Raw genomic sequence first — 16,754 nt, 5'->3', positions numbered from 1 at the left:
AAGCTGCGTAAGCCCGCCCCTTACTCCGCGTAGTGCTGCGCCCAGTTTTGGTAACACTCCAGGCTCTCGGGGTAATCCGCCGGGCGCTGGTCGCCGTAGGCGCGCATGCGCAAGGGGGAGCCTAGCGCCTCGCGGTACTCCTCGACCGGCACGTAGTAGAGGAACTTCAACACCCGGCTTTCGAACCGCCAGACGCCCCCGTCGCGCCGGTAGCGGTCGTCGTAGCGCAGGCTGCCGATCAGCGTCTGGCCGTTCCGGTGGGCCTCGGCGTGGCAGAAACATTCGCCGGTGCCGCGGTCAGGGTTCCCATCGTCGAAGCTGATGATCGTGTCATGCGTCCAATGCACCGAAATATCGAGCACTTCGAAGCGTTTGCGGTAGGTCTGCATGACCGCCTCGAGGCCCTTGCCCTGCATCATGCCGTCCTGGGAGCGGACCTCGGCGTCCTCGGTGAAGAGCGACCGCAGGAGCGGCACGTCGCGGTCGTCGCAAGCCTTGCAGTATTTCGCGATCAGCTCGAGGATCTCGACCCGGCTTTCGAGCCGGTCGATGCGGTGCAAAAGGGCGTCGTCCATGGGGTCCTCCTCAGACAGTGGCCGATGTTCCGAAAACCAGCGTGGCCTGGCTCGAGAGCACGCCGCCGTTGCCGTGGCTGACGGCGATCTCGGGGGCTTCGAGCTGACGCTCGCCGGCCTCGCCGCGGAGCTGGCGGATGCTCTCCACCATGGTGAAAAGGCCGTACATCCCGGGGTGGCAGCAGGAGAGCCCGCCGCCATTGGTGTTGACCGGCAGGCTGCCGCCCGGCGCGATGGCGCCCGAGGAGACGAAGCCGCCGCCCTCGCCCTTGGCGCAGAACCCGAGATCCTCGAGGAAGAGGATCGTGTTGATCGTGAAGGCGTCGTAGAGCTGCAGGCAGTCCACGTCGCGGGGCGTGATGCCGGCCTGGCCCATGGCCTCGGGGCCGGTGCGGGCGGCGCCGGTCACGGTAAGATCCGGCATGGCGGCGATTTCCTTGTGCGTCACGGTCTGCGCCCCGCCGAGAAGGGGGACCGGCGCGCGGGTGTCCCGGGCGCGGTCGGCGCGGGTCATGACCACGGCGGCGGCCCCATCGGTGACAAGGCAGCAGTCCCGCGCGGTGAGCGGGCTGGAGATCATCCGCGCGCCCAGCACCTCGTCGAGGCTCATCGGGCCGCGCCGGAAGGCCTCGGGGTTGAGATTGGCCCAGGCCCGTGCGGACAGCGCGACCTGTGCCAGGTCCTCGCGCGTGGTGCCGTGGTCATGCATGTGCCGCGCGGCGGCGAGCGCGTAGCCGCCCACCGGCATCATCGCGCCATGGGGCTGCTCGTAGACCGAGGATTTCAGCGCCGAGACCAGCCCTCCCGAGGCGGTGCGCTGGTTCGAGCCATAGGCGATCAGCGCCACGTCGATCAGCCCGGCGTCGAGCGCCAGGGCCGCGTGGATCGCGTGGCAGAGGAAGGACGAGCCGCCGGTACGGTTGTTGTCGGTGATGCGCGGCGCGATGCCCAGGTATTCGGCGAAGGCCAGCCCGCCGAGGTAGTCGTCGGGCAGCGCCACGAAGAGCCCGTCGACCGCGTCGAGCGGCAGACCCGCGTCGTCGAGCGCCAGATGCGCCGCGCGGGCGGTCATCTCCAGCGCGGTGTAGCCGGGGCATTCCCCCAGGCCGAAGGTCGCGGCGCCGACGGCGGCGGTGCGGGCGCGGGGGAAGCCGGTCATGGCGCCTCTCCTTCGGGCTCGAAGACCACATGCGGCACCTCGGCCTCGCGCGCGATCCGGGCACGGACGGGCGCGCCGATGGCGATGTCCTCTGCGCCCGCGCCGGTGAGGCGCGAGAGCATCCGCCCGCCTTCGGCGAGGTCGATAAGGGCGATCACCCGGGGCGGCCCGTCGCGACGGTGCTGCAGGGTCACCGAATGCACGGTGCCGCGGCCCGACATCTCCTGCCAGTCCTCGAGCGGGGCCTGGCCGCCCGGCGCGCGCAGCCGCGGCGGGAAGACGGCCTGTCCGGTCTCGGGGCCGCGTTGCAGCATGAACCGGCCTTCGGCGAGATAGCCGAGGTAGCGGGCTTCGGGACCTAAGTCGGGCACGGGCGGACCTTTCAGATGACCTTGCGGCTGCGCAGAGCCTCGATCTCTTCCTCGCTGAGCGTCAGGCGCTCGCGCAAGAGCTGGGCGGTATGTTCCCCGGCGAGCGGCGGCGCGCAATTGTAGACCACGGGCGTCGCCGAGAACTTCAGCGGGCTGCCGACCACGCGCACATCGCCCATCTGCTCGTGGGTCAGGGTGACGAACATCTGGCGGTCGGCGAGCTGTTCGTCGGCCTCGATGTCGGGCATGTCGTTGATCGGCCCGCAGGACACCTTGGCGGCGTTGATGGTCTTCATCCAGTGCTGCTTGCCGTGATGCGAGAGCGCCTCGGTCATGTCGCGGGTCAGATCCCTGCGGTTGGCCAGCCGGTCGCGCGAGCGGGCGTATTTCTCGTCCTCGGCCCATTCCGGATGGCCCAGCACCTCGGCCAGGCGGGCGAACTCGCGGTCGTTGAAGGTTGCGATCAGGATATGGCCGTCGGCCACCTCGAAGACGCCGTTGGGCACCGCGGTCGGATGGTCGTTGCCGGTCCGGGGCAGGGGCGCGCGGGCGTTCAGCCAGGCCGACAGCGAGTTCAGCAGCAGCGCGACCTGCGAGTCGAAGAGAGAGATGTCGACGTGCTGGCCCTTGCCGGTCTTCTGGCGGTCGATGATCGCGGCCAGGATGCCGATCACCGCGTTGTTGCCGGCGGTGATATCGGCGATCGGCACGCCCACCCGCATCGGCCCGGCCCCGGTCATGCCGTCGGGCAGGCCGGTCACGGCCATCTGCCCGCCCATGGCCTGCACCAGGTAGTCGTAGCCGGAGCGGTCGGAATAGGGGCCGGTCTGGCCGAAGCCGGTGATCGAACAGTAGATCAGCCCGGGATTGATCTTGGCGAGATCCTCGTAGCCCAGCCCGTAGCGCGCCAGCGTGCCCGAGCGGAAGTTCTCGATGAAGACGTCGGATTCGGCGATCAGCCGGCGCAGGATCTCGGCTCCGTCGGGGTCGGAGAAGTCCAGCGTCAGGGATTTCTTGCCGCGGTTCACGGTCTGGAAATAGGTGCTCTGTTCCAGCGCCCGGTCGGGCGAGGTCACCCAGGGCGGCCCGAGGGTGCGCAGGTCGTCGCCGCCGTCCACCCGTTCGATCTTCACGACGTCGGCGCCGAGATCGGCCAGGGTCTGCCCGGCCAGCGGGCCGGCCACGACGCGGCTGAGGTCGAGGACCTTCACCCCGGCCAGGATCCCGCCGGAGGCCGGCGCGGAGACCGCGGCACTCTCGGGCGTGGGGCCCGGCGTCACCGAACTGTGGTTCATGCATGTCCTCCCTTCGGTTGGCGTTCCCCGGATTCGCACCGAAGATATTCGCAAGCCTGCTTTTAGGTATACAATAGTTTGGCGATCATATACATGTAAAGGACTATCCGCGGCTTTGCCGGTTGCGCCCGCGGGGCGGCCGTCAGACCATGGCAAAAAGGGAGGAGCAGAAGGATGGAGCTAGGCCTCAGCGGGATGAAGGCCGCAGTCACGGGCGGCAGCCGAGGCATCGGCAAGTCGATCGCCACGCATCTGGCCGCCGAGGGCTGCGACGTCTCGATCTGCGCGCGCGGCCCCGAGGCGATCGCAGAGACCCGGGCCGAGATCGAATCGCATGGGGTGGCCAGTTTCGGCACCGCGCTGCAGGGCCGCGACGGCGAGGCGGTGCGCCGCTGGACGCAGGACACCTGCGCGGAATTCGGCGGGCTCGACGTCCTGGTCTGCAGCCTTTCGGCGGGCGGCGGCACCAATGACGAACGCTACTGGTATCGCTCCTTCGAGATCGACCTCATGAGCGCCGCCCGCGCCGTCGAAGAGGCCTATCCCTATCTGAAGAAAAGCAAAAACGCCTCGATCCTGGTGGTCTCCAGCATGGCGGCGGCGGAAACCTTCGTGGCGCCCATGGCCTATAACGCCATGAAGGCTTCGCTGGTGACCTGGTCCGAGCAACTGGCCCAGCAGTACGCGCCCAAGGGCATCCGGGTGAACTGCCTCGAACCCGGCCCGACGATGTTCCCGGGCTCCAACTGGGAGATGATCAAGGTGGCCCGCTCGCGCACCTACGCGGGCGTGATGCGCCAGCAGCCGACCCGCCGCATGGGCACCGCCGAAGAGATCGCCCGGGCCGCCGTCTTCCTGTCGAGCCCCGCCGCGCGCTGGGTCGTCGGCGCCACGCTCCGGGCCGACGGCGGCTACACCAAGGGCGTGCAATTCTGACATCGCGTGAGGGAAAAGAGATGACCATCCAACGAGTGTCCGAGGGCGATTTCACCAAGACCCCGATCGACAAGACCCCCGATCCGGGGCTGGGAACCGAGATGATTCCCAAGGAACGGTATACAAGCCGGGAGTTCATGCAGAAGGAATGGGAGCGGCTCTGGACCAAGGTCTGGAACTGGGGCTGCGCCTCCGAGGACGTGGCCGAGCCGGGCGACTACATCGTCACCTCGCTCGGCAAGGAGGAGATCCTGATCACCCGCCAGCACGACGGGAAGGTGAAGGCCTTCTACAACGTTTGCCAGCATCGCGGGAACCGGCTGATGATGGGGCAGGGCAACGCCGAGACCTTCCGCTGCAACTACCACCACTGGGAATACCGGCTGAACGGCGAGTTCGAGAACATCCCCGATGCGGACAGCTTCCCCCAGGGCGCGCCGCCCTGCGGCGGGCTGACCGAGGTCCGGGTCGAGGAGTGGAACGGCTTCGTCTTCTTCAACCTCAACCCCGAGGCCGAGCCGCTTCTGGAGTTCCTGGCCCCGCTCGACACCCACCTCGGCCCCTATCACTTCGACCGGATGGTGAAGGTCACCGACTGGACGGTGGAATGGGAGTGCAACTGGAAGACCTCGGTCGATGCCTTCAACGAGTCCTACCACGTTCAGGGCATCCACCCCGAGCTTCTCTATTTCATCGAAGACAAGCACATCCAGATCGACACCTACGAGCGGCACAACCGCTATCTGATCCCCTTCTCGACCATCAGCCACCGGGTCAACGAGACCACCGAGATCCCGCATCTCATCAAGCACGCGATGAAGGAGGCGGGCATGGACCCGGCGGATTTCGACGGCCGGGTGAGCGAGGTGCGCCGCGCGCTGCAGCTCTACAAGCGCAAGCATGGCGCCGAGATGGGCATCGATTACTCGGATCTGAACGACGATCAGCTGACCGATGATTACCACTACATGATCTTCCCCAACATCACGATGAACACCCATGCCGAGGACCTCATGCTGTTCCGCCAACGCCCGCATGAGAGCGACCCGGACAAGATGTATTTCGACGTGCAGATGTTCCGCCTGCTGAAGAAGGACGAGCCGCGCCCGAAGAAGCCCAAGAACGAACGCTTCAAGCACGGCGAGCGCAGCATGGGGCTGGTGATCGACCAGGACGCCGCCAACCTGCCGGGCGTGCAGCGCGGCATGCATTCCGCCGCCTTCGAGGGGCTCTGGCTGGGCGACCAGGAGCTGCGCATCCGGCATTTCCACAAGGTGCTGATGGATTATGTCGGCGAAGACTGATCCTCACCCCGCCCGCAAGTGGGAAGACCTGGAGCTTGGCGAGACCACCCGCTCGGACCCGGTGACGGTCACCGAGGAAGACATGCTGGCCTTCGCGACCCGCTACGACCCGCAGTATTTCCACTCCGATCCCGAGGCCGCGAAGGACAGCCTCTTCGGCGAGCTGATCGCCTCGGGCATCTATACCGCGGCGCTCTGGCGGATCCTCGATCATTCGGTCAACGGCGACGTGGACTGGGTCTGCGGCGTGCAGTGGGACGAGGTGCGCTGGCGCAAGGCCGTGCGCGCCGGCGACGTGCTGACCGCCTGCTCCGAGGTCATCTCGAAGCGGCCCTCGAAAAGCCGCCCCGGGGTCGGGCTGGTGGTCCTCGCCCATCACGTCGAGAACCAGGACGGCGCGGTGGTCTTCAGCTTCACCTCGACCGACCTGGTCTACCGCCGCGACACGTCATGAGCCTGCCGCCGCGCTGCGAGGCCCTGCTGATCACCGGCGGCCCCTATCACGACATGGACCACGCGCGGCTCGCGCTTCTGGGCTTCATGGCCGAGGAGGAGCGCCTGCGGGTCACCTGTCGCGACAGCTACGACGCCGCGGCCATCGCGGCGGCCGAGGTCATCGTGACCTACACCTGCGACATGGTGCCCGATGCGGCGGCGCTCGACGCGCTCGAGGCCTTCCTTGCCCGGGGCGGCCGCTGGTTCGCCCTGCATGGCACCAATTCGCGCATGGTGCTCGACGGCGACGCCCCGGTTCGCTGCCCGCCGCTGCCCGAGCGGTTCCGCGCGCTTCTCGGCAGCCAGTTCGCCGCCCATCCAGCGCCCGGGCGCTACAAGGTCCGGGTCGCCTCTGACGATCCGCTGACCGAGGGGCTCGGCGACTTCCACGTCGAGGACGAGCAATACCTGCAGCACGAGGACCCCGGCAACGAGGTGCTGCTCTCCACCAAGTTCGAAGGCGCCACGCCGCTATTCGAGACCCGCGACTGGCCGCTGCGGGAGCACGCGGTGCTCTATCGCCGAAGTCACGGGCCCGGCGCGCTGCTTTATCTCACGCTTGGCCACAGCCGGGGGCGTTACGACATGCGCCCGCTGACCGAGCATTACCCCTTTGTCGAACGCGGATCCTGGCCGCATCCGGTCTTTCAGAGACTGGTCCGCCGTGGCATTCGCTGGGCCATGAAAGAGGAGCCCTTCGCATGACCCAGGCCCTGGCCGAGGACGACGCCCGGATCGTCGAGTTTCACACCGACGACGGGCTGCGCCTGCGCGGCGAAGCCTATGGCGACCCCGCTGCGCCGGGCGTGCTGCTGGCCCATGGCGGCGGGCAGACGCGCTATGCCTGGAGCCGCGTCGCCCGGCGGCTCGGCGCGGCGGGCTGGCACGCCCTGGCGCTCGATCTGCGCGGGCACGGCGAAAGCGACTGGGACGCGGGTGAGAACTACACGCTCGACCGCTACGGCGCCGACCTTGTTGCCGTGGCGCGGGAGTTCGCCGCGCCGCCGGTGCTGGTCGGGGCCTCGCTTGGCGGCAACTCGGGGCTCCTGGCCGCGGGCAGCTTCGGGCAGGAGGCCTTCCGCGCGCTGGTGCTGGTCGACATCACCCCGAAGATCGACGCCAAGGGTGTCGACAAGATCATCGACTTCATGGGCAAGCACCTCGACCGCGGCTTCGGCAGCTACGAGGAGGCGGCGCAGGCGATCTCGGACTACCTGCCGGAACGGCGCGGGCGGCGCTCGAACGTCACCTCGCTGGCGCGCTACCTGCGCGAACGCGAGGACGGGCGGCTGCGCTGGCACTGGGACCCGGCCTTCATCAAGGGCCGCCGCTCCTCGCGGCTGACCTCGGGCACGCTGGAGAAGCTGAACGCCGCGCTTGGCGCGATCTCGGTGCCGATCATGCTGATCCGGGGATCGAACAGCGAGCTGGTCAATGACGAGAGCGTCGCCGAGTTCCTGCGCATCGCCCCGCACGCGGAGTTCCGTGACGTGACCGGCGCCGGGCATATGATCGTCGGCGACCGCAACGACGTCTTTGCCCGGACGCTCGAAGACTTCCTCGGGGGGCTCAGCGGCTAGGCCGCACCAGCACCCGGCGTCCCTCGATCTTCACGTCGAAGCGCGGCAGGTTCGGGCAGGGCGTTTTCGCCCGGCCCGTCCGAATGTCGAAACGCGCCCCGTGGTGGGGGCAGGTGATCTCTCCGTCCTCGACCGCGCCGCCTTCGAGCTTGCCCAGCGAATGGGTGCAGAAGCCCGAGAAGGCCACGATCTCGCCCGCAGCATCGCGGGCAAGCATGACCTCCTGGCTGCCGATCGTGGTGAAGAAGACGCCGCTCTTCGGCACCTGCATGGTCGAACAGGCGTCCTGGTAGTCGGTCTGACCGCTCGGCAGCATGATCCCTCCTCAGCCGACACGCTGGTTGAACCGTCGGCCGATCATGGCCGAGGCGATGTTCACCTTCTGAATGTCGATGGCGCCGCCGGCAATGCCCCAGCCCCAGCTGTCGCGCAGGCGCCGCTCCATCGGGTATTCCTTGGAATAGCCGTAGCCGCCCATGAGCTGCACCGCCGTGCCGGTCACCTCGCGGCTGATCTCGTTGGCGTAGCATTTGGCCACCGAGCTCTCGAGGATCGAGGGCATCCCGTCCTGGGCGTTGCTGGCGGCGCGATGGATCAGCAGGCGGGCGCCTTCGACGCGGATCTTCATCTCCGCCAGCTTGATCTGCACGCCCTGGAAATCGACGATCGGGCGGCCGAACTGCTTGCGCTCCTGCACGTAGTCCTGGACGTCCTCGAGCGCGCCCGAGGCCTGGCCCAGCGACATGGTCGCATTGCCGCAGCGTTCGAGGTCGAAGGCCTCCATCAGCTTCTTGAAGCCCCCGGCGGGCACGATCACGCTGTCGAGCGGCAGCTCGACGTTGTCGAAGTTCAGATCCGAGGAGGGCACGCCGCGGAAGCCCATGAGCTCTTCCTGCGGGCCGAAGGACAGCCCCGGGGTGCCCTTTTCCACGTAGACCGCGCCGATGCCCTTGGCGCCGGGATCGTCGGACATGCGGCAGTAGACGACATAGCCGTCGGCATGGCCGCCGCCCGAACACCAGCGCTTGGTGCCGTTCAGAATCACCTTGTCGCCCGAGATCACCGCCCGGGTCTTGAGGTCCGTGAGCGCCGAGCCCGCGTCGGGTTCGGACATCGAGACCGCGACCACCGCCTCGCCGGCGCAGACCCGCGGGATCACCCGTTCCTTCAGGCTGTCCTGAGCGAAATGCTCGATCGCCCGGACCGGGCCGACGCAGCTTTCGAAGACCGGGAAGGCCACGGCCGAGCTGATCTTGGCGAACTCCTCGACCACCAGCAGCGCCTCGAGGTTGCCGAGACCCAGGCCGCCGTATTTCTCGGCCACGTTGATCCCGAGAAAGCCCATCTCGGCATAGCGGGAGAGCCAGTCGGCCGGCACGGGCTCGCAGGTCGCCTCGAGCGTCTTGGCCAGCTCCGGCAGTTGCTCCTGCGCGAACCGCCTGGCGGCCTCTTGCAGGCTTCGCTGATCATCGGTCAGTTTGAAGTCCATCTGACCTCCTCCTCCGCTGTGAATACAAAACTATACCTTTTCATATACACAAAAATCTGAGATGGGTATATGCAATCGCTGAAAATGCGGAAAGTCTGACGTTGTTGGGCGGCTAGGGAGGAGACAATGCAGCAAAACCCGGACCAGATCCGGCAGGCCTATCGGCAGATGCGGTTGATCCGCGAGTTCGAGGAACGCCTGCACGTCGAGAACCCCAAGGGAGAGATCGCGGGCTTCACCCATCTCTACGCCGGCCAGGAGGCCATCGCCGTCGGCGTCTGCGAGACCCTGCGCGACAGCGACTACATCATCTCCACCCACCGCGGACACGGCCACTGCCTGGCGCGCGGCTGCGACCCCAAGGGCATGATGCACGAGATCTACGGCCGCGCCGACGGGCTCTGCAAAGGCCGCGGCGGCTCAATGCATATTGCCGATCTGGACCGTGGCATGCTGGGCGCCAATGGCATCGTGGGCGGCGGCCAGCCGATCGCGGTGGGCGCCGCGGTGGCCTGCAAGGCGCGCGGCGACGGCTCGGTCTCGGTCAGCTTCACCGGCGACGGCGCTTCGAACCAGGGCACCGTCTTCGAGGCGATGAACATGGCGGTGGTGCTGAAGCTGCCCAAGGTCTTCGTGCTCGAGAACAACGGCTATTCCGAACACACCGGCGCGAGCTACGGCATCGGCGGCGAGCTGAAGACCCGCACCGAGGGTTTCGGCATCCCGGTCTGGGAGGCGGACGGCTTTGACTACTTCTCTGTATACGAAGCCGCCAGCCAAGCCGTGGAACACGCCCGGTCCGGCAAAGGTCCAAGCGCCATCCTGGCCACCGCGACGCGGTATTTCGGCCATTTCGAGGGCGACCCGCAGGCCTATCGCGCCAAGGACGAGGTGAAGACCTTCCGCGAGACCAAGGACGCGCTGATGCGCATCCGCGAGAAGGTCACTGGGGCGGGCATCTTCACCGCCGAGGAACTCGACAAGATCGACGAAGAGGTCCTCGCCCAGATCGAGGCCAGCGTCGAAAGCGCCCGCAGCGGGCCCACGCCGGACGCCGAGATCCTGATGTCCGACGTCTACATCGACTACTGAGAGGGCGCGTTATGGCTGAAATGACAATGCGCGACGCGCTGAACCAGGCGCTGCACGAAGAGATGGAGCGCGACCAGAGCGTCATCGTCATGGGTGAGGACGTGGCCGGCGGCTCGGGCGGCAGCTCGGGCAACCCCGAGGCCGCGGGCGGCATCTTCGGCGTGACCAAGGGGCTCAAGACCAAGTTCGGCGGCGACCGGGTGATCGACACGCCGATCTCGGAAAGCGCGATCGTGGGCCTGGCCAACGGCTCGGCGTTGGCCGGCATGCGGCCGGTGGCCGAGCTGATGTTCGCGGATTTCGTCGGGGTCTCGCTCGACCAGATCTTCAACCAGATGGCCAAGTTCCGCTACATGTTCGGCGGCAAGGCCAAGACCCCGGTCGTGCTGCGCATGTCCATGGGCGCGGGCATGAACGCCGCCGCCCAGCACAGCCAGACGATCTATCCGATGCTGACCATGGTGCCGGGCCTCAAGGTGGTCGTGCCCTCCAACCCCGCCGACGCCAAGGGCCTGATGAAACAGGCCATCCGCGACGACGACCCGGTGGTCTTCTTCGAGCACAAGGCGCTTTATTCCAAGAAGGGCGAGGTGCCCGAGGGCGAGCTGCTGACCCCCTTCGGCGAGGCCGCGCTTCTGCGCGAGGGCTCGGATGTGACCGTCGTGGCGCTGGCGCGCATGGTGCCCTTCGCCATGAAGGCGGTCGACAAGCTCGCCGCCGAGGGCATCAGCTGCGACCTGATCGACCTGCGCACGACCTCGCCGCTCGACGAGGAGGCGGTGCTGGAAAGCCTCTCGCTCACAGGGCGGCTGGTGGTGGTCGACGAGTCCAATCCCGTCTGCTCCATCGCCTCGGAGATCGCCGGGCTCGCCGCCTCGCGCGGGTTCAAGAGCCTGCGCGCGCCGGTTCAGAAGGTGACTGCGCCGCATACACCCGTGCCCTTCGCCCGAGAGCTGGAGCGCATGTATGTGCCCAGCCCCGCCGATATCGAAGCCGCGATCCGCCGCGCCATGGATGGAGTGTGAGATGACAGAGATTACACCGATCACGCTTCCCAAATGGGGGCTCGAGATGTCCGAGGGCACGGTGACCGGCTGGCATCTGTCCGAAGGCGACAGCGCCGAGAAGGGCGCCGAGCTGGTGGACGTGGAAACCGACAAGATCGTCAACGTGGTCGAGCTCGACCGCCCCGGCACGCTGCGCCGGATCCTGGTGCAGCCGGGCGATACGGTGCCGGTGGGCACGCTGATCGCGGTCATGGCCGACCCGGCGGTCGAGGATGCCGCGGTCGAGGGCTTCATTCGCGACTACAGCCCGGTGGATGCCTCCTTCGATCCCGACGAAGGGGCGGGTGAACCCAAGGCCGAGGCTCCCGCAGAGGCGCCCGCCGCCGAGGCCCCGCCCGCGACCGAGACGCGCGCCACCCCGCTGGCCCGCCGCGCGGCGGATCGCGCCGGGGTCGACCTCGCCGCGGTGCCCGGCAGCGGGCGCGGCGGCAAGGTCCTGCAGAAGGACGTCTCCGGTGCCGCCACCCCGCGCGACCCCGAGGCGGTCAGGGCCGAGAATGCCGCCATCCCGGCCAGCGTCATCGCGCGCAAGTTCGCCAATGGGCTCGGGCTGTCGCTCGCGGGCATCGCGGGCACCGGCCGCAAGGGCCGGGTTTCGCTCGAGGATGCGCAGGAGGCCGCCCGGGCCGCCGGGCTCTGGTCGCCGCCGGCGCCCAAAGCCGCCCCGGCCGGTCAGGTCGCGCCCGAAGCGGCCGCCGGACAGGAGCAGCCTTTCACCGGCATGCGCAAGTCCATCGCCGCGGCGCTGACCCGCTCCAAGCAGAGCATCCCGCATTTCTACACCACCGTGGACATCGAGGTCTCCGCGCTTCTCGACCTGCGCACCGCGATGAACACCGCCGCCGAAGAGGGCGCGCCGAAGCTCTCGGTCAACGACTTCCTGCTGCGGGCCTGCGGGCTGGCGCTGGCGCGTCACCCTGAGGTCAACGTGCATGTCTCGGAGACCGGCGTGACCGCCTTCGAGCAGGTCGACATCGCCATGGCCGTGGCCGTCGAGGGCGGGCTTGTGACCCCTGTTCTGCGCGACGTGGCGGGTCGGGGGGTGCGTGCGCTGGCCGCCGAGGCGCGCGACCAGGCGGCCCGCGCCCGCGACCGCAGCCTGACCAGCGCCGACCTCGCGGGCGGGACCTTCACGCTTTCCAACCTCGGGATGTTCGGCGTGCGCGAGTTCGACGCGATCATCAATCCGCCGCAGGCCGCGATCCTGGCGGTGGGCGGGCCCCGGCGCGAGCCGCGCGAGACACCCGAGGGCATCGCCTTCACCTCGGTGATCTCGGTCACGCTGTCGGCCGATCACCGCGCCGTCGACGGGGCGCTGGCGGCCCAGTTCCTGGCCACGCTCAAGGGTCTGATCGAGGCACCGGCGCGGCTCCTGTCCTGACGGGAGCCCAAGCTGGAAAAGCCGCCGGGACCTCCTCCCCCGGCGGCTTTTCCTATGCGCGGTGATGGGTCTTAACCGGCGGCGTTGGCCCGCAGCGCCTCGCGGTCGCCAAGCGCGATATACTCCGCCAGCACATCTCCCTGCACGTTGGTGTGCTTGCGGAAGAGCTCGGCCGCGAGCTCGTATTCGCCGCCGCAGATCGCTTCCATGATCTTCTCGTGGTCGCGCAGGTTGTTCTCGGAGCGGCCCGGGTAGGAGAGCTGGAAGCGCCGGTAGGGCACCAGCTTGATGCCCAGCCGATTGGTGGTCTCGATCAGCTCGTGGTTGTGCGTGCCCTCGATCACCATGAGGTGGAACTTGCGGCTGAGGTGGTAATATTCGTCCTCGCGCCCGGCCTTGAAAGCCGCCTCGGAGGCCTCGTGCAGCTTGCGCAGGTCGGTGCGCTCCTGCGGGGTCATGCGGCGGGCGGCGAACTTGGCGCAGATGCCCTCGAGCTCGGACATCACCTCGAAGAGCCGGATCATGTCCGACAGGTCGATCTGCGCCACGATCGCGCCCTGGCGCGGGCGTTTCTCGACCAGCCCGGACTGGATGAGCTGCAGCATCGCCTCGCGCACCGGCGTCCGCGAGACCGAGAAGCGCCGCGCCAGCGCCTCTTCGTCCAGCGAGGCCCCGGGGGCCAGCCGGCCGGCGAAGATGTCGTCTTCCAGTGCCAGCCGCACGGTTTGCGCGTGTGTCATGCCCGAAGTTTTCGCCATCGGCTACCAGCCCTTTCCGAAGTCCAGTGGATCAGCTTCCGTGTTTTTAGTCATACCAGTCTGAATACGTGCATTTCCAGAAAATTGCGCCGCCCCTGCACGATCGCCCCTAGGGTTGCAACATCTCCGGCACGGTTTTCAGCCAGGCAGGCGCCTGCGGCACCGTGAATTGCTTTGCATTGTATTCCATTGAAGTTGTATAAGTATACCCAGCAGGAGGGGCGATGAACAGCGTTTTCGGAGACATCCGCCAGATCGCCTATGTGAGCGACGACCTCGCGCGCAGCCTGGCCTATTTCACCGGGACGCTCGGCATCGGGCCCTGGTTCGTCAAATCCGACTTCCGCATCCCCGACTGCCGCGTCCGCGGCCTTGAGACGGAGGTGGTCGTCGACGCGGCGCTGGCAAGTGCCGGGACGCTGCAGCTCGAGATCATCGTGCAGAAAAGCCCCGCGCCAACGCTTTATTCCGAGTTTTTGGCGCAATTCGGCGCCACCCATCTGCCGCACAGCTGGTGCGCCTGGCCCGAGGATTTCGACGCGGTGCTGAGGGCGGCCAAGGCGCGCGGCTTCCGCCCGGTGCTCGAGGCGCGGCCCGGGCTTGGGCGGATCGCCTATCTCGAACACCCCGCGCAGCCGCATTTCGCCTACGAGCTGGCCGAATACACGCCCGAGCGCCGCTCGATCTTCGCGCAGATCCGCGCGGCGGCAGAGGCTTGGGACGGGTCGGACCCGATCCGCGACGCCTGGCCCGCACCATAACCAGAAGGACCAACAGGATGACCGGACGACTGCAAGGCAAACGGGCGATCGTGCTGGGCGCGGCGCAGGCCGGCAACCTGGGCCAGGTGACCGCCCGCCGCTTCGCCGCCGAGGGCGCGCGCGTGTTGGTGGCCGGGCGCCATGAGGCGCCGCTCCGGGCCCTGACCGAGGAGATCGGCGGCGCCTGGGTGCTCTGCGACATCACCGAAGAGGCGCAGCTCGAAGCCCTGGTGCAACGCTGCCTCGATGCCTTCGGCGGGCTCGACCTCGCGGTGAACTGCACCGGCTGGGGGCTTCTGACGCCCTTCCTCGACAACACCCGCGAGGAGCTCGAAGCCATGGCGGCGCTGCAGTTCGTCGGGCCCTTCCAGTTCTTCCAGGCGGTCCTGCGCGAGATGAGCGACGGCGGCGCGCTGGTGCAGGTCTCCTCGGCCACCGCGAAGATCATGATGGAGGACCACGCCGCCTATATGGGTACCAAGGCGGGCATGGATCACGTGATCCGCTGCATCGCCAACGAGTTCGGCGCCCGCGGCATCCGCGCCAACAGCGTGGCGCCGGGCTTCACCGCCTCGCCGATGACCGAACGGGCGGCGCGCAATCCCGCCGTGGTCGGCGCCTTCGCCAAGGAATACCCGCTGGGCCGGGTCGGCACGCTGGAGGACACCGCCGAGGCCATCACCTGGCTTTGCAGCGACGCCTGTTTCATGACCGGAGAGGTCCTTCAGGTGAACGGCGGCGTCACCCTGCGCCGCAACCCCACCAACGACGAGATCGTCGGCGCCGCCCGCAAGGCCCGCGCCGAGCGCGAAGCTCAGGGCTGACGCGCCCGGGCCTTGGGGTCGATCTTCTCGGAAGGCGCGAAGTCGCGGGGCAGCTTGAACTTCTGGATCTTGGTGGTCGACATCGGCCAGTCCTCGACGATCCGCACGTAGCGCGGGATCTTGTAGCTGGCGATCTGGCCGATGCAGTGGTCGACGACCTCCTCGGGGGAGAGCCGCGCGCCGGGCACCAGTTCGACGAAGGCGGCGGCGACCTCAAAAAGATGGTCGTCCGGCACGCCGATGACCTGGGCGATCTGGATCTCGGGATGGGCGCAGAGGAAGGTCTCGATCTCCAGCGCAGCGACATTCTCGCCGCCGATCTTGAGCATGTCCTTCAGCCGCCCGTCGTAGGTGATATGCCCGTCCGCCGAGACGTAGCCCATGTCGCCGGTGCGCAGCCAGCGGCCGCCCTCGACCAGCGTGCGGGCGGTCTGCTCGGGGTCCTTGTAGTAGCCCTGGAAGAGGCAGAAGCCGCCGATCCAGATTTCGCCACGGGTTCCCGGAGGCAGGTCCGCGAGGGTCTCGGGGTCGACGGCCTTGGCCCGCACCCCGTCGAAGACCCGGCCCGAGACACGCGGCGCGTCCTCGGGCGGGTCCTCGGGGTCGGTGAAGCAACAGACGCCGGTCGCCTCGGTCAGCCCGTAGGCGTTGATATAGGCCACGCCTGGGAAGGCGCGGGTGTATTTCCCCATCAGCTCCGAGGGGCCGACCACATGCAGGTGCCGCAGCGCCGAGAGGTCGCGCCGGGCGAACTCGGGGTGCTGCACGATCTGGTTCACCAGCGTCGGGAAGGAGAGATAGCCGAAGCTCACCCGCTCGCGTTCCATCTGCGCAAGCGTGCGCGTGGGATCGAAATGCCCGGTGCAGATCTGCGCCGCGCCCGAGGCCCGGCAGGCGGCCATGGGCAGCATGGTGGACATGTGGAAGAAAGGCAGGGGGTTCATAACCCGGTCGGCCTCGGTCAGTCCGAAGCGCTCGGCGAAGCTGGTGCCGATCATCGACAGGGTGCGGTGGTTGATCATGCAGGCCTTGGGCTGCGCGGTGGTGCCCGAGGAATAGATCATCAGCGCCGGATCCTCGGGGTGGACCGCCTCGCGCAGCGCGTCGATCCGCGCGGGCGGCACCGTCTCGGCCCCGGCCAGAAGGGCGTCGCGGTCCGGCCAGCGGTCCTCGCGCGGATCGTCGAGGTTGTAGACGGCCCGCAGCCGGGGCGCCTCCTCCAGGTCCAGCGGCCCGCCGTTCCAGATCCCGAGGTCGGGAAAGATTCGCGTCAGCATGCTGCGGAAGTCCATATGCGGCAGCGCCTGCCCGCCGATGAACAGCAGGTCCATGTCGGAATGGCGCACCGCGTAAGACAGATCGTCGTCGCGGAAGCGGGCGTTCAGCGTCAGCGTCACCGCCCCGATCATGCCCGCGGCGTAGAACAGCCGCACGTAATCCAGGCAATTGGGCATCAGCACGCCGATATGCGCGCCCGGCGCGACGCCCGCACCCCGAAGCGCCCGCGCCCAGAGATGGGCGTCGCGGTAAAGCTCACTCCAGGTCAGGCGGTCGTCGTCGAGGATGATCGCGGTGGCCTCGGGCCAGCTTTCGGCGGCGCGCGCCAGCATGGTGGCGGCGGTTTCCTGTCCCGCGGCGCGGAGGCTGTCGCTCAGATCGTCCATCGG

At 68.0% G+C, this 16,754-nt stretch carries 18 protein-coding genes; 10 read left to right on the top strand and 8 right to left on the bottom strand.

Annotated features, from left to right (window positions below; all coding sequences use genetic code 11):
- Positions 1–20: 20 nt before the first annotated feature.
- From LR948_RS12555 to LR948_RS12540, 4 genes are read right to left on the bottom strand one after another with little or no spacing between them, the layout of a single operon-like run.
- Positions 21–575 (bottom strand): nuclear transport factor 2 family protein, encoded by a 555-nt coding sequence (locus LR948_RS12555; protein ID WP_232754377.1) that lies wholly within the window; start codon positions 573–575, stop codon positions 21–23.
- A 10-nt stretch (positions 576–585) separates the two neighbouring features.
- Complete coding sequence (locus LR948_RS12550) at positions 586–1,734, bottom strand: acetyl-CoA acetyltransferase (protein ID WP_232754376.1); 1,149 nt, start codon at positions 1,732–1,734, stop codon at positions 586–588.
- Entirely contained in the window at positions 1,731–2,105 is a 375-nt protein-coding gene (locus tag LR948_RS19015) for an OB-fold domain-containing protein (RefSeq protein WP_232754375.1), read from the bottom strand. The genes LR948_RS12550 and LR948_RS19015 overlap by 4 nt, the downstream gene beginning before the upstream one ends.
- A gap of 11 nt (positions 2,106–2,116) precedes the next feature.
- A complete protein-coding gene (locus tag LR948_RS12540) occupies positions 2,117–3,400 on the bottom strand; it encodes a CaiB/BaiF CoA-transferase family protein (protein WP_232754374.1) in 1,284 nt (427 codons plus the stop codon).
- 174 nt (positions 3,401–3,574) lie between these two features.
- On the opposite strand from LR948_RS12540, the gene LR948_RS12535 reads away from it, so the two are divergent.
- From LR948_RS12535 to LR948_RS12515, 5 genes are read left to right on the top strand one after another with little or no spacing between them, the layout of a single operon-like run.
- Entirely contained in the window at positions 3,575–4,336 is a 762-nt protein-coding gene (locus LR948_RS12535) for an SDR family NAD(P)-dependent oxidoreductase (protein ID WP_232754373.1), read from the top strand.
- Positions 4,337–4,356: 20 nt separating this feature from the next.
- Complete coding sequence (locus LR948_RS12530; protein WP_232754372.1) at positions 4,357–5,640, top strand: SRPBCC family protein; 1,284 nt, start codon at positions 4,357–4,359, stop codon at positions 5,638–5,640.
- Entirely contained in the window at positions 5,624–6,094 is a 471-nt protein-coding gene (locus LR948_RS12525) for a MaoC family dehydratase (protein WP_232754371.1), read from the top strand. The genes LR948_RS12530 and LR948_RS12525 overlap by 17 nt, the downstream gene beginning before the upstream one ends.
- A complete protein-coding gene (locus LR948_RS12520) occupies positions 6,091–6,840 on the top strand; it encodes a ThuA domain-containing protein (protein WP_232754370.1) in 750 nt (249 codons plus the stop codon). The genes LR948_RS12525 and LR948_RS12520 overlap by 4 nt, the downstream gene beginning before the upstream one ends.
- Positions 6,837–7,715, top strand: a complete 879-nt coding sequence (locus LR948_RS12515; protein ID WP_232754369.1) for an alpha/beta fold hydrolase — start codon at positions 6,837–6,839, stop codon at positions 7,713–7,715. The genes LR948_RS12520 and LR948_RS12515 overlap by 4 nt, the downstream gene beginning before the upstream one ends.
- Here LR948_RS12515 and LR948_RS12510 read toward each other — a convergent pair.
- Entirely contained in the window at positions 7,705–8,031 is a 327-nt protein-coding gene (locus tag LR948_RS12510; protein WP_232754368.1) for a Rieske (2Fe-2S) protein, read from the bottom strand. The two genes, LR948_RS12515 and LR948_RS12510, sit on opposite strands and share 11 nt — an antisense overlap.
- Positions 8,032–8,040: 9 nt before the next feature.
- Positions 8,041–9,204 carry an acyl-CoA dehydrogenase family protein gene (locus LR948_RS12505; protein WP_232754367.1) on the bottom strand — a complete coding sequence of 388 codons (1,164 nt, stop codon included), beginning with the start codon at positions 9,202–9,204 and terminating at the stop codon, positions 8,041–8,043.
- 126 nt (positions 9,205–9,330) lie between these two features.
- Here LR948_RS12505 and LR948_RS12500 point away from each other — a divergent pair, with 126 nt between their 5' ends.
- Genes LR948_RS12500 through LR948_RS12490 form a run of 3 tightly spaced genes read left to right on the top strand, consistent with a single transcriptional unit; the run spans position 9,331 to position 12,744 of the window.
- The gene (locus LR948_RS12500) at positions 9,331–10,296 is read left to right on the top strand and encodes a thiamine pyrophosphate-dependent dehydrogenase E1 component subunit alpha (protein ID WP_232754366.1); all 966 of its coding nucleotides are present in this window, start codon (positions 9,331–9,333) and stop codon (positions 10,294–10,296) included.
- Between the two features lie 11 nt (positions 10,297–10,307).
- Positions 10,308–11,321: an alpha-ketoacid dehydrogenase subunit beta gene (locus tag LR948_RS12495; RefSeq protein WP_232754365.1), complete on the top strand. Its 1,014-nt coding sequence runs from the start codon at positions 10,308–10,310 to the stop codon at positions 11,319–11,321.
- Between the two features lies 1 nt (position 11,322).
- Positions 11,323–12,744, top strand: coding sequence for a 2-oxo acid dehydrogenase subunit E2 (locus LR948_RS12490; RefSeq protein WP_232754364.1), 1,422 nt, complete (start codon positions 11,323–11,325; stop codon positions 12,742–12,744).
- A 71-nt stretch (positions 12,745–12,815) separates the two neighbouring features.
- Here LR948_RS12490 and LR948_RS12485 read toward each other — a convergent pair whose 3' ends face one another.
- Complete coding sequence (locus LR948_RS12485) at positions 12,816–13,484, bottom strand: GntR family transcriptional regulator (protein WP_232754363.1); 669 nt, start codon at positions 13,482–13,484, stop codon at positions 12,816–12,818.
- Positions 13,485–13,726: 242 nt separating this feature from the next.
- Between LR948_RS12485 and LR948_RS12480 the strand changes: the two genes are divergently transcribed.
- Both LR948_RS12480 and LR948_RS12475 read left to right on the top strand, forming a co-directional pair.
- Positions 13,727–14,263, top strand: coding sequence for a VOC family protein (locus LR948_RS12480; protein ID WP_232754362.1), 537 nt, complete (start codon positions 13,727–13,729; stop codon positions 14,261–14,263).
- Positions 14,264–14,280: 17 nt separating this feature from the next.
- A complete protein-coding gene (locus LR948_RS12475; protein WP_232754361.1) occupies positions 14,281–15,087 on the top strand; it encodes an SDR family NAD(P)-dependent oxidoreductase in 807 nt (268 codons plus the stop codon).
- On the opposite strand, the gene LR948_RS12470 is transcribed toward LR948_RS12475, so the two are convergent.
- Positions 15,078–16,751 (bottom strand): class I adenylate-forming enzyme family protein, encoded by a 1,674-nt coding sequence (locus tag LR948_RS12470; protein WP_232754360.1) that lies wholly within the window; start codon positions 16,749–16,751, stop codon positions 15,078–15,080. The two genes, LR948_RS12475 and LR948_RS12470, sit on opposite strands and share 10 nt — an antisense overlap.
- Between the last annotated feature and the right edge of the window lie 3 nt (positions 16,752–16,754).

The organism is Roseivivax sp. GX 12232, from assembly GCF_021272185.1.
Lineage (GTDB): Bacteria > Pseudomonadota > Alphaproteobacteria > Rhodobacterales > Rhodobacteraceae > Roseivivax.
Note: the sequence above shows the minus strand (reverse complement) of the source record. Positions and strands in the feature narration are given on the sequence as shown.

Coding starts and splice junctions, on each gene's coding strand:
- LR948_RS12555 (WP_232754377.1), bottom strand. CDS start 575: ATGGACGACGCCCTTTTGCACCGCATCGACCGGCTCGAAAGCCGGGTC.
- LR948_RS12550 (WP_232754376.1), bottom strand. CDS start 1,734: ATGACCGGCTTCCCCCGCGCCCGCACCGCCGCCGTCGGCGCCGCGACC.
- LR948_RS12540 (WP_232754374.1), bottom strand. CDS start 3,400: ATGAACCACAGTTCGGTGACGCCGGGCCCCACGCCCGAGAGTGCCGCG.
- LR948_RS12535 (WP_232754373.1), top strand. CDS start 3,575: ATGGAGCTAGGCCTCAGCGGGATGAAGGCCGCAGTCACGGGCGGCAGC.
- LR948_RS12530 (WP_232754372.1), top strand. CDS start 4,357: ATGACCATCCAACGAGTGTCCGAGGGCGATTTCACCAAGACCCCGATC.
- LR948_RS12525 (WP_232754371.1), top strand. CDS start 5,624: ATGTCGGCGAAGACTGATCCTCACCCCGCCCGCAAGTGGGAAGACCTG.
- LR948_RS12520 (WP_232754370.1), top strand. CDS start 6,091: ATGAGCCTGCCGCCGCGCTGCGAGGCCCTGCTGATCACCGGCGGCCCC.
- LR948_RS12515 (WP_232754369.1), top strand. CDS start 6,837: ATGACCCAGGCCCTGGCCGAGGACGACGCCCGGATCGTCGAGTTTCAC.
- LR948_RS12510 (WP_232754368.1), bottom strand. CDS start 8,031: ATGCTGCCGAGCGGTCAGACCGACTACCAGGACGCCTGTTCGACCATG.
- LR948_RS12505 (WP_232754367.1), bottom strand. CDS start 9,204: ATGGACTTCAAACTGACCGATGATCAGCGAAGCCTGCAAGAGGCCGCC.
- LR948_RS12500 (WP_232754366.1), top strand. CDS start 9,331: ATGCAGCAAAACCCGGACCAGATCCGGCAGGCCTATCGGCAGATGCGG.
- LR948_RS12495 (WP_232754365.1), top strand. CDS start 10,308: ATGGCTGAAATGACAATGCGCGACGCGCTGAACCAGGCGCTGCACGAA.
- LR948_RS12490 (WP_232754364.1), top strand. CDS start 11,323: ATGACAGAGATTACACCGATCACGCTTCCCAAATGGGGGCTCGAGATG.
- LR948_RS12485 (WP_232754363.1), bottom strand. CDS start 13,484: ATGACACACGCGCAAACCGTGCGGCTGGCACTGGAAGACGACATCTTC.
- LR948_RS12480 (WP_232754362.1), top strand. CDS start 13,727: ATGAACAGCGTTTTCGGAGACATCCGCCAGATCGCCTATGTGAGCGAC.
- LR948_RS12475 (WP_232754361.1), top strand. CDS start 14,281: ATGACCGGACGACTGCAAGGCAAACGGGCGATCGTGCTGGGCGCGGCG.
- LR948_RS12470 (WP_232754360.1), bottom strand. CDS start 16,751: ATGGACGATCTGAGCGACAGCCTCCGCGCCGCGGGACAGGAAACCGCC.